Source organism: Pseudomonas sp. R11F, assembly GCF_050312575.1.
Lineage (GTDB): Bacteria > Pseudomonadota > Gammaproteobacteria > Pseudomonadales > Pseudomonadaceae > Aquipseudomonas > Aquipseudomonas palleroniana.
On sequence record NZ_JBNPJU010000012.1, the window covers coordinates 1 to 11,783 of the forward strand.

Annotated in this window: 10 protein-coding genes; all 10 read left to right on the plus strand. The window is 62.0% G+C overall.

The window, feature by feature from the left end:
* Positions 1 to 93 precede the first annotated feature (93 nt).
* Positions 94 to 1,152, plus strand: coding sequence for a FecCD family ABC transporter permease (locus tag ACQRBV_RS02535; protein WP_411984441.1), 1,059 nt, complete (start codon positions 94 to 96; stop codon positions 1,150 to 1,152).
* Complete coding sequence (locus tag ACQRBV_RS02540; protein ID WP_411984440.1) at positions 1,149 to 1,934, plus strand: ABC transporter ATP-binding protein; 786 nt, start codon at positions 1,149 to 1,151, stop codon at positions 1,932 to 1,934. Before ACQRBV_RS02535 ends, ACQRBV_RS02540 begins: the two co-directional genes overlap by 4 nt.
* Before the next feature lie 106 nt (positions 1,935 to 2,040).
* The gene (locus ACQRBV_RS02545; protein WP_411984439.1) at positions 2,041 to 2,685 is read left to right on the plus strand and encodes a glutathione binding-like protein; all 645 of its coding nucleotides are present in this window, start codon (positions 2,041 to 2,043) and stop codon (positions 2,683 to 2,685) included.
* Positions 2,686 to 2,867: 182 nt separating this feature from the next.
* Positions 2,868 to 5,309 carry a penicillin acylase family protein gene (locus tag ACQRBV_RS02550; protein ID WP_411984438.1) on the plus strand — a complete coding sequence of 814 codons (2,442 nt, stop codon included), beginning with the start codon at positions 2,868 to 2,870 and terminating at the stop codon, positions 5,307 to 5,309.
* A gap of 197 nt (positions 5,310 to 5,506) precedes the next feature.
* Positions 5,507 to 6,511: a ligase-associated DNA damage response exonuclease gene (locus tag ACQRBV_RS02555; protein WP_411984437.1), complete on the plus strand. Its 1,005-nt coding sequence runs from the start codon at positions 5,507 to 5,509 to the stop codon at positions 6,509 to 6,511.
* Complete coding sequence (locus tag ACQRBV_RS02560) at positions 6,508 to 8,142, plus strand: ATP-dependent DNA ligase (RefSeq protein WP_411984436.1); 1,635 nt, start codon at positions 6,508 to 6,510, stop codon at positions 8,140 to 8,142. Before ACQRBV_RS02555 ends, ACQRBV_RS02560 begins: the two co-directional genes overlap by 4 nt.
* A gap of 216 nt (positions 8,143 to 8,358) precedes the next feature.
* On the plus strand, positions 8,359 to 9,138 hold the full coding sequence (locus ACQRBV_RS02565) for a transporter substrate-binding domain-containing protein (RefSeq protein WP_060754069.1): 780 nt from the start codon (positions 8,359 to 8,361) through the stop codon (positions 9,136 to 9,138).
* 59 nt (positions 9,139 to 9,197) lie between these two features.
* Positions 9,198 to 9,926 carry an ABC transporter permease gene (locus ACQRBV_RS02570; protein WP_060754068.1) on the plus strand — a complete coding sequence of 243 codons (729 nt, stop codon included), beginning with the start codon at positions 9,198 to 9,200 and terminating at the stop codon, positions 9,924 to 9,926.
* Positions 9,923 to 10,633, plus strand: a complete 711-nt coding sequence (locus ACQRBV_RS02575) for an ABC transporter permease (protein ID WP_060754067.1) — start codon at positions 9,923 to 9,925, stop codon at positions 10,631 to 10,633. The genes ACQRBV_RS02570 and ACQRBV_RS02575 overlap by 4 nt, the downstream gene beginning before the upstream one ends.
* Positions 10,634 to 10,659: 26 nt before the next feature.
* Positions 10,660 to 11,778, plus strand: coding sequence for a succinylglutamate desuccinylase/aspartoacylase family protein (locus ACQRBV_RS02580; RefSeq protein ID WP_161549842.1), 1,119 nt, complete (start codon positions 10,660 to 10,662; stop codon positions 11,776 to 11,778).
* The last annotated feature ends 5 nt before the right edge of the window (positions 11,779 to 11,783 follow it).

The window sequence follows — 11,783 nt, forward strand, 5'->3', positions numbered from 1 at the left end:
TCAGCCAAAGACTCGTTCACTGACACACCGCCATCGGGCGCAAGCCCCCTCCCACCGTTGGACTTTCATCATGTTCAATAGTGTGTGAGCCCCATGACCACTCAAACCCTTGACCTCGCCAGCGCCACTCATGGCTATCGCCGTCTGCTGGCACGGCGCGCCTGGCTGTTGGCGCTGCTCGGTACGGCGCTGGCCTGCGCGATTCTGGTGGACTTGGCGAGCGGTCCGTCGGGTATGGGCCTGCTGGCCCTGCTGGATGGCATCCTGCACCCGTCCCACTTGAGCGCCACCGACCAAGTGATCATCTGGAACGTGCGCCTGCCCTACGCACTGATGGCGGTACTGGTCGGTTGCGCGTTGTCCCTGGCCGGAGCCGAGATGCAGGCCATCCTGAACAACCCGCTGGCCAGCCCATTTACCCTGGGCGTGTCCTCGGCGGCGGCGCTGGGAGCATCGTTGGTCATCGTGTTTCCGGTGACCACGGTGTGGGTGTCGGCCAATACGGCGATTTCCATCTCGGCCTTTATCTTCGCCGCCGCCTCGGTTTTTCTGCTGCAAGCCATGTCACGCCTGCGCGGGGCCGGTGTTGAAAGCCTGGTGTTGTTCGGCATCGCGCTGGTGTTCAGTTGTAACGCCGTGGTGGCCTTGCTGCAGCTTGTCGCCACCGAAGACGTGCTGCAACAACTGGTGTTCTGGACCCTGGGCAGCGTGACCCGGGCCAACTGGGACAAACTCGGCATCCTGGCACTGGTGGTGGCGCTGATGTTGCCGTTCTCCTTCGCCGCCGCTGCGCGTCTGACCCTGCTGCGCATGGGCGAAGACCGTGCACAAAGCTTCGGCGTGGACGTGAAACGCCTGCGATTTTTCTCGCTGCTGCGCATCAGCCTGCTGTCGGCCACCGCCGTGGCGTTTGTCGGCACCATCGGCTTTATCGGCCTGGTCGGCCCGCATATCGCACGGATTCTGGTCGGCGAAGACCAGCGCTTCCTGCTGCCCGCCAGCGCCCTGACCGGCGCCTTGCTGCTGTCGCTGTCGTCGATCGCCAGCAAATGGCTCATGCCCGGCGTGATCGTGCCGGTGGGCATCGTCACCGCCCTGGTGGGTGTGCCGATTTTCGTGGTGTTGGTGTTCAAGCGCGGGAGGCAGCTATGAGTGAAGGTTTAACCGTACAGCACGCCAATGTCAGCTACGGGCGTCGGCAGATTGTGCATGACCTCAGTTTGCCCACCTTGCCCCACGGCAGCCTGACCGCCTTGATCGGCCCCAACGGTGCGGGCAAATCGACATTGCTGCGGGCCGTGGCCGGGCTGGAAAAGATGCACGGTGTCGTACGCCTGGGCGACCTCGACCTGTCGGCCATGTCCGTGGGCGAGCGCGCCCGCCGGGTGACCTACATGCCGCAAAACCTGCCACCGGGCCTGAGCCTCAGCGTGATGGAAAGCGTGATCGCAGCCCTGCGCGTGGCGCGTGTGGACGGCATTCCCCTGTCCAGCGAAGCCTGCCTGCGCGAGGCTTTCGAGGCGCTACGGCGCATCGGTATCGCGCATTTGGCCGATCAGTGGTTGAGCACGTTGTCCGGCGGCCAGCGCCAATTGGTCAGCCTCGCCCAGCTCATCGCCCGTCGCCCCCAGGTCATGTTGCTCGACGAACCCACCAGCGCCCTCGACCTCAACTACCAATTGAAAGTCATGGACTGCGTGCGTGGGCTGGTGCGCGAACACCAGTTGATCGCGGTGGTGGTGCTGCACGACGTCAACCTTGCCGCACGCTTCGCCGACCATATCGCCGTGCTCCGCCAGGGTCGGTTATACGCCAGCGGCGCAGCGGATCAGGTGTTGGACCCACTGATGTTCGCCGAGGTGTATGGCGTGCAGGCGCGCATCGAGCGCTGTTCGCAGCGGTCGTTGCAAGTGTTGGTGGACAGCGCAGTGTGAAAAGTCTCTAAGGATATGCGCAAATGTTTCATTGAGTTTTCGTACACCGAACGTTACCTATACCTACAGGCATTCGCTCAAGCATCACCACTTTTTGGAGAGCTTCATGATCGACCTGTATTACTGGACTACCCCCAACGGCCACAAAGTCTCGTTGTTCCTGGAAGAAGCCGGCCTGCCCTACACGGTGCACCCGATCAACATCGGCCAGGGCGAGCAGTTCAAGCCGGACTTCCTGAAGATCGCTCCCAACAACCGTATCCCCGCCATCGTCGATCACACCCCGACCGACGGTGGCGCGCCGCTTTCGCTGTTTGAATCGGGCGCCATCCTGCTGTACCTCGCGGAAAAAACCGGCCAGTTCATTCCCCGTGAGCTACGTGGCCGTCAGGAAACCTTGCAGTGGTTGTTCTGGCAAATGGGCGGACTCGGGCCGATGGCAGGGCAGAATCATCATTTCAGCCAGTTCGCAGCCGAGAAGATTCCCTATGCGATCAAGCGTTATGTCGATGAAACCGCCCGCCTCTATGGCGTGCTGGACCGGCGCCTGGCCGACCGAGCTTTTGTGGCCGGCGAGGACTACAGCATTGCCGACATGGCGATCTATCCGTGGATCGCTTCCTACCAGCGGCAGAGCCAGCGCCTGGAAGACTTCCCCCACGTGCAGCGCTGGTTCAACACCATCAAGGCGCGGCCGGCGACGGTTCGGGCCTATGAACTGGTGCAAAAGGTCAACCCGCCCCAGCCCTGATTTCATGCGGGAGGGGGCCTGCCCTAATGGTGGGATGTAGAACACATCATCTGTAGTGAGCGGGCTTGCCCCCTCCAACAGTTTCAAGATCTCATGCTTTACCAAAACTCCCGCTTGCGTCGTTTCGCCGCGCTCACTAACGTAGCGCCTTTACTGACGCTACCCCCCGCAGGAGCTTTGCCATGGCCTCGCCAGCCTTCTCACATTTTCTTCCCCGGTTCGGCGTTGCCGCGGCAGTGGCCAGTGCATTAAGCCTGGCCGGTTGCCAACTCCAGAGCACCCAGGACACGCTGCCGCCGGTCGCCGGTGTGCAGCCGATCAAGGGGCTCGCGCAGAATGTGTCGGTACGCCGCAATGCCCAAGGCATGCCGCTGATCGAGAGCAACACCTTTCATGACGCGCTGTTCAGCCTGGGCTACGTGCACGCCGGCGACCGCATCACGCAAATGGTCACGTTGCGCCTGCTGGCCCAGGGCCGACTGGCGGAAATGTCCGGCCCTGAAGTGCTGGATGTCGACCGCTTCATGCGTGCGGTCAACCTGAAAAAAAGCGCCGGTGAGCTGTACAACGCCTCATCGCCGCGCCTGAAGCGCTTCTTCGAAGTGTATGCCCGCGGCGTCAACGCCTACCTGTTCCGCTACCGCGACAAGCTGCCGCCGGACCTGGCCCAGACGGGTTACAAGCCCGAGTACTGGAAGCCGGAGGACTCGGCGCTGTTGTTCTGCCTGCTGAATTTCAGCGAGTCGAGCAACCTGCAGGAAGAACTGTCGTCCCTGGTGCTGGCGCAAAAAGTCGGCGTCGACAAACTCGCCTGGCTCATTCCAAGCGCGCCGGATGAGGCGATCCCGACGGCAGAAGCCGAGAAACTCAAGGGGCTGAACCTGAGCCAGATCACCGGCCTCGCCGGCCTGGATGCGGTCAGCCAGCAGTTGGGCAGCCTCAATGCACTGGGCGTCACCACCTCCAATAACTGGGCGATTGGCCCCCAGCGCAGCCGCAGCGGTAAAAGTCTGCTGGCCGGCGACCTGGCGGCCCAGCCGCAAGCTCCCTCGGCGTGGAGCTACGTGCAGATCCGTGCGCCGAAATACCAGGCCGTCGGCGCCTCGATTGCCGGCCTGCCGACGCTGCTGTCCGGCTTCAACGGCAAAGTCGCATGGAGCATGAGCGCGGTGAAAGGCGACACCCAGGACCTGTTCCTGGAAAAGGTCAAACGCCAAGGCAGCGCGTTGTACTACGAGAGCAACGGCAAATGGCTGCCGGCAGGCGTGCGCAACGAAACCTTCTTCGCCAAGGGTCAGCGGCCGATTCGCGAAGTGGTGTATGAAACGCGTCACGGTGCCCTGCTCAACAGCAGCCAGGCGCTGACCAGCGGTTTCGGGCTGGCCCTGCAAACCGCCGACCTCAAGGACGACAAGAGCCTGGACGCATTCTTCGACCTGTCCCGCGCGCAGAACGCCGGCAAGGCCTCGGACGCCACCCGGGAAATCCGCGCCATTGCGCTGAACATGATCTTCGCCGACGCCAGCAACATCGGCTGGCAAGTGACCGGCCGCTTCCCCAACCGTCGCGAAGGCGAAGGCTTGCTGCCTTCACCGGGCTGGGATGCGCGTTTTGACTGGGACGGCTACGCCGATGCGATGCTGCACCCCTATGACCAGGACCCGCCTCAAGGCTGGATCGGCACGGCCAACCAGCGCACCGCGCCGCGCGGCTACGGCATGCAATTGTCCAATTCGTGGGATGCACCGGAACGCAGCGAGCGCCTGGCGCAACTGGCCAACGCCGGCAAGCATGACAGCCGCAGCATGATCGCCATGCAGTACGACCAGACCACCACCTTTGCCGCCAAGCTCAAGACCCTGTTCCAGGCACCGGGCGTGGCCCAGCCGCTGAAGCAGGCCATTGACGCGCTACCCGTCGCCGAGCGGGCCAAGGCACGCGAAGCGCTGGATCGCCTGATGGCCTTCGATGGGCACCTCACGTCCAGCTCCGCCGACGCGGCGATCTATGAACTGTTCCTGCAGGAAAGCGCCAAGCAGATCTTCCTCGACAAGCTCGGCCCGGAAAACAGCGCCACCTGGAAAGCCTTCGTCAGCAACGCCGGCCTGTCTTACTCCGCCACGGCCGACCACTTGCTGGGCCGCGAAGACAGCCCGTTCTGGGATGACACGCGCACGTCGCAAAAAGAAGATAAACCGGCCATTCTCGCCCGCAGCCTCGCCGCTGCGATCAGCGCCGGCGACAGCCTGCTGGGTGGCGATCACAAAGCCTGGCAATGGGGCAAGTTGCACAGCACCACCTGGAAAAACACCCAAGGCCAAGTGATTCGCGGCCCGCTGGCCAGTGGTGGCGACCACAACACCTTGAACCCGGCGCCGTACAGCTGGGGGCAGGACTTCAACACCACCCAGGTGCCGGCGCTGCGCATGATCGTCGACTTCGGCCAGGCGGAACCGATGATGGGTCAAGGCGGCATCGGCCAGTCCGGCAACCCGGCCAGCCCGAACTATGCCAATGGCATCGACGCGTCGCTCAAGGCGCAATACCTGAGCTTCCCGATGCAACCGCAGAACTTTGACAAGGCCTACGGCAAGACCCGCCTGACCCTCACCCCCGCCAAATAGGTAGTGAGCGGGCTCGCCCCGCGCTGGGCGGCGCAGCCGCCCCAACAAGGACGCTGCGGTGTTTCAGAAAGACCGTGGTGTCTGAGTTTAGGGCGGCTACGCCCCCCAGCGCGGGGCAAGCCCGCTCACTACAATAATCGAACTTCTCACGTCCCGGCCGCCTCCTACCTGATAAGCCCATCTCCCCCGGCACGCCCATGGACCTTGTCATCGCTCGCCCCGAGGGTCTTTACTGCCCCGCCGGAGACTTCTACATCGACCCTTGGCGCCCGGTGGAGCGCTGCGTGATCACCCACGCCCACGGCGACCACGCCCGCACCGGTAACCAGCATTATCTGGCGGCCGCACCCGGCGAAGGCATCCTGCGTTCGCGGCTGGGCCAGGACATCAACCTGCAAACCCTGGCCTACGGCGAGCCACTGGTGCACCACGGCGTAACCTTGAGTTTCCACCCGGCCGGTCATGTGCTCGGCTCTGCCCAGGTGCGCCTGGAATACCAGGGCGAAGTCTGGGTGGCGTCCGGCGACTACAAGGTCGAGCCCGATGGCACCTGTGCGCCGTTCGAGCCAGTGCGTTGCCATACCTTCATCACCGAATCGACCTTTGGATTGCCGATCTACCGCTGGCAGCCACAGGCGCAGATTTTTACCGGGATCAACCACTGGTGGCAGGGGAATATCGCGCAAGGCAAGGCCAGCGTGCTGTTCTGTTACTCCTTCGGCAAGGCCCAGCGCATTCTGCATGGCATCGACGCCAGTATCGGCCCCATCCTCAGCCACGGCGCGGTCGAGCCGTTGAACCGGGTGTATCGCGAGGCCGGCATTTATATTCCTGAAACCCTGTATGCCGGTGATTTCAACAAGACCGACCCGCTGTTGCGTCAGGCCCTGATTATCGCTCCGCCCTCCGCAGGTGGCAGCAGTTGGATACGCCGCTTCGGCGACTACAGCGATGCATTCGCCAGCGGCTGGATGCGCCTGCGCGGTACCCGGCGGCGGCGCGGCGTCGATCGGGGTTTTGTATTGTCGGACCACGCCGACTGGCCGGGCCTGCTGTGGGCCATCGAGCAAACCGGTGCCGAACGGGTGATGGTCACCCACGGCTCCGTCGACGTATTGGTGCGCCACCTGAGGGAAAAAGGCCTGGATGCCCAGGGTTTCACTACCGAATATGGCGATGACGAAGAAGAGGCCACGGCATGAAAGCCTTTGCCGAGCTGTACGCCAACCTCGACGCCACGACCTCCAGCAACGCCAAGCTCGCGGCGCTGCAAGCCTATTTTGTACAGGCATCGCCGGCAGACGCCGCCTGGGCCGTGTACTTTTTATCCGGCGGCCGGCCACGGCAACTGGTACCCACACGCCTGCTACGGGACATGGCCACGCAAGCATCGGGGATCGAGCCCTGGTTATTCGAAGAAAGCTACCAGTCGGTGGGCGATCTGGCCGAGACGGTGTCCTTGCTATTACCGGAATCCGCCTACACCTCGGAGGATGGCCTGGCGACGTGGCTTGAAGACAAGCTCCTGCCTCTGCGCGGCCTGTCGCCGCAGGAACTGACCGAGCGCCTGCCCGCGTTGTGGGCGCAACTGGATCAACCGAGCTTGATGGTCTGCATCAAGTTGATCACCGGCAGCTTTCGTGTCGGCGTCTCCAAGTTGCTGGTCACCCGGGCCCTCGCCGCCATGGCCGGCCTGGACAGTAAACGCGTGGCCCAGCGCCTGGTGGGCTACACCGACTTGTCCAACCGACCGACCGCCGAAGGCTACCTCAAGCTGATCGCCGCCGAATCATCCGACGAACATGCGCAACGCGGCGGGCAGCCTTATCCATTCTTTCTCGCCCACGGGTTGACGCAACCGCTCGAGCAATTCGACGCAATGCTTGGCGCACCCAGCGACTGGCAGGTGGAGTGGAAGTGGGACGGTATCCGCGCGCAGTTGGTCAAGCGCGAGGGTCGGTTATGGATCTGGTCACGCGGCGAAGAACTGGTCACCGAGCGCTTTCCCGAGCTACACAGCCTGGCCGGTAGCCTGCCGGATGGCACGGTGATCGACGGCGAAATCGTGGTGTGGAAGGACACGGTGCAACCCTTCGCCCTGCTGCAACAGCGTATCGGCCGCAAAACCCTGAGCAAAAAAGTCCTTGAGGACGCGCCCGTCGCCGTGCTGGCTTACGACCTGCTGGAATACCAGGGCCACGACTGGCGCAACCACATCCAGGCCGAGCGGCGCAGCCAGCTTGAGCAGGTCATTGCTCAGTGCAACAGCCCCGTGCTGTTGCCCTCGCCCTTGCTGACGGCCACTGATTGGGCGCAGTTGGCCGAGCAACGCGAAGATTCTCGCCGCCTCGGCGTGGAGGGCATGATGCTCAAGGCGCGTGATGGCCTGTACGGCGTGGGTCGCACCAAGGACATGGGCGTGTGGTGGAAATGGAAAGTCGACCCCTTCAGCGTCGACGCGGTGTTGATCTATGCCCAGCGCGGCCACGGACGGCGCGCCAGCCTGTACAGCGACTACACCTTTGCGGTGTGGGACGGCCCGCCGGGCACGGAACGCACATTGGTGCCATTCGCCAAGGCTTATTCGGGGCTGACCGACGAAGAAATGCGCAAAGTCGATGCGATCGTGCGCAAAACTACGGTGGAAAAATTCGGTCCCGTCAGCAGCGTGACGCCGAGCATGGTGTTTGAGCTGGGGTTTGAGGGGATCGCCTTGTCCAAACGGCACAAGAGTGGCATCGCGGTGCGTTTTCCACGGATGTTGCGGTGGCGGCAGGATAAGTCGGTGGACGAGGCTGACACCCTGGTCATCCTGCAAGACTTGCTGAGCTGACAGGTATTTCCAACCGCATGCGTTCCAAGATGGTGCATTGAAAATTCAATGCCCATTTTCGGGCATATCCTACACTCACAACTCCCTTATCCCACCTTTTAAACCGATCATCCGGAACTATGGTGCAGAAATTGCTACTTGTGATCCGTCTGACACCGTTCAGTAACAGTCCTAAACGCGCCACAAGCGCTTATCTTGGTTTCCAGGGAATACATAATGAAAAAAGCATTGCTGACCCTTTCTGCACTGGCTCTGTGCATGGCTGCTGGTACCGCGCTGGCCAAGGAATACAAGGAATTGCGTTTTGGTGTCGATCCGTCCTACGCACCATTCGAGTCCAAGGCCGCCGACGGCAGCCTGGTGGGCTTCGATATCGACCTGGGCAATGCGATCTGCGCCGAGCTGAAAGTGAAGTGCAAGTGGGTGGAAAGTGACTTCGACGGCATGATTCCAGGCCTCAACGCCAACAAGTTCGATGGCGTGATTTCCTCCATGACCGTGACTGAAGCCCGTGAAAAGGCGATCGATTTCTCCAGCGAACTGTTCTCCGGCCCGACCTCGCTGGTGTTCAAGAAAGGCGCGAACTTCTCCACGCCTGAATCCCTCAAGGGCAAATCCGTAGGCTACGAGCAAGGCACCATCCAGGAAGCCTACGCCAAGGCCGTACTGGATAAAGCCGGTGTGACCACCAAAGCCTACGCCAACCAGGACCAGGTCTACGCCGACCTGACCTCCGGGCGTCTCGACGCTTCGGTGCAAGACATGCTGCAAGCCGAACTGGGCTTCCTGAAGTCGCCGGCGGGCGCTGGCTACGAAGTCAGCAAGCCTATCGACGACCCATTGCTGCCGTCTAAAACTGCGGTCGGTATCAAAAAAGGTAACAAAGAGCTGAAGGCGCTTCTCGATAAAGGTATCAAAGCGTTACACGATGATGGCACCTACGCCACCATCCAGAAGAAACACTTCGGCGATCTGAACCTGTACAGCGGTAAATAACACCCTGGCGCCCACCGTTTTCAGGTGGGCGCTTTTTTATCGCCATAGGTCCTGAATTCATGTTTGAAGATCTTTTACAAACCCTGGGGCTCAGTGCCTTCAGTTTGAAGGGGTTCGGCCCGCTGTTGCTGCAAGGTACGTGGATGACCGTGAAACTGTCGGTCGCCTCCCTGGCCGTCAGTGTCCTGCTGGGCCTGCTCGGCGCCAGCGCCAAATTGTCCAGCGTGCGCCTGTTGCGCATTCCCGCCCAGCTCTACACCACCCTGATTCGCGGCGTGCCCGACCTGGTGCTGATGCTGCTGATTTTCTACAGCCTGCAAATCTGGCTGACCGGCTTTACCGACTTCATGGAATGGGACTACATCGAGATCGACCCATTCAGCGCCGGGGTCATTACCCTGGGCTTCATCTACGGTGCCTATTTTACCGAGACCTTTCGCGGCGCCATCCTCGCCGTGCCCCGTGGGCAGTTGGAAGCGGCTACCGCTTATGGCCTCAAGCGCGGGCAACGGTTTCGCTACGTGACCTTCCCGCAGATGATGCGCTTTGCCCTGCCGGGCATCGGCAATAACTGGATGGTGATGCTCAAGGCCACCGCGCTGGTCTCCATCATTGGCCTGGCGGACCTGGTCAAGGCGGCCCAGGATGCCGGCAAGAGTACCTATCAACTGTTCTATTTCCTGGTGCTTGCCGCGTTGATCTACCTGCTGATCACCAGCGCTTCCAACTTCGTCCTGCGTCGGCTTGAACGTCGCTACTCCGCTGGGTCCCGGGAGGCCGTGCGATGATCGAACTTCTGCAGCAATACTGGCGGCCCTTCCTGTACAGCGACGGCCAGCACATCACCGGGCTCGCGATGACGATGTGGTTGCTGAGCCTGTCGCTGGTCTTCGGTTTTCTGGTGTCGATCCCGCTGTCCATCGCCCGCGTATCATCCAAGCGCTGGGTGCGCTGGCCGGTGCAGTTCTACACCTACCTGTTCCGCGGCACGCCGCTGTATATCCAGTTGCTGATTTGCTACACCGGCATCTACAGCATCGCGGCCGTGCGCGCGCAGCCGGTACTGGATGCATTTTTTCGCGATGCGATGAACTGCACCATCCTCGCCTTCGCCCTCAACACGTGCGCCTACACCACCGAGATTTTCGCCGGAGCGATCCGCAGCATGGCCCATGGCGAAGTCGAAGCCGCCAAAGCCTACGGCCTTACCGGCTGGAAGCTATATGCCTACGTGATCATGCCCTCGGCCCTGCGTCGTTCGTTGCCGTATTACAGCAATGAAGTGATCCTGATGCTGCACTCGACCACGGTGGCCTTCACTGCAACGGTGCCCGACATTCTCAAGGTGGCCCGGGATGCCAACTCGGCCACCTACATGACCTTTCAATCATTCGGTATCGCTGCACTGATCTACTTGACTGTGACCTTTGCCCTGGTGGGTCTGTTTCGTCTGGCGGAGCGCCGTTGGCTGGCCTTCCTGGGCCCCAGCCATTAAGCCGCTTTTCATGTGTAGGAGCAGTCATGCGACATCAGGTACATGATCTGATCGCACCGGTGCCAGGCACGGCGCGGCAGATTCACAGTTTTCACTTCGGCCCGGAACAGGCTGAAGGCAAGATCTACATCCAGTCATCGCTGCACGCCGATGAGCTGCCGGGCATGCTGGTGGCCTGGCACCTCAAGGCGCGCCTGGGGCAACTGGAAGCGGCCGGCCGCCTGCGCAGTGAGATCGTGCTGGTACCCATTGCCAACCCGGCGGGCCTGGAACAGGTGCTGATGGACACGCCCCTGGGTCGCTACGAACTGGAAAGCGGGCAGAACTTCAACCGCCGGTTTGTCGACCTCAGTGACGAAGTGGGCAACCAGATCGAGGAGCGGCTCGGGGATGACCCACAGCACAACCTCGAGCTGATCCGCACCGCGCTGCGCGGCGCCCTCGCCGCGCAAACAGCCGACACCCAATTGCACTGCCAACGCCTGGTGCTGCAACGCCTGGCCTGCGATGCCGACATGGTGCTCGACCTGCATTGCGATTTCGAAGCCGTGGCGCACCTGTACACCACCCCGCAAGCCTGGCCGCAGGTGGAGCCGTTGGCGCGCTATCTCGGCTCGGAGGCCAACCTGCTCGCCACCGATTCCGGTGGGCAGTCGTTCGATGAGTGTTTCACCCTGGTCTGGTGGCAGTTGCAGCAACGTTTTGGCGAGCGCTTCCCGATTCCCATGGGCAGCTTCTCGGTGACCGTCGAGTTGCGTGGCCAGGGCGACGTCAATCACGGCCTCGCGGCCCTCGACTGCCAGGCGATCATCGACTACTTGATTCACTTCGGTGCGATTGAAGGTGACATCGCGCCACTGCCCGAACTGCCCTACCCGGCCACTCCGCTGGCAGGTGTAGAGCCTGTGGCCACGCCGGTCGGCGGCCTGCTGGTGTTCAGCGCCCTGCCCGGTGAGTACCTGGAAGCCGGGCAACTGATCGCCGAAATCATCGACCCCATTACCGACCGCGTAACACCCGTGCATTGTAAAAACGCCGGCCTGCTTTACGCCCGTTCGCTACGGCGGATGGCCACTGCCGGGATGGTGATCAGCCATGTCGCCGGCATTGAGGCCTACCGCAGTGGCTACCTACTTTCGCCTTGAGGATG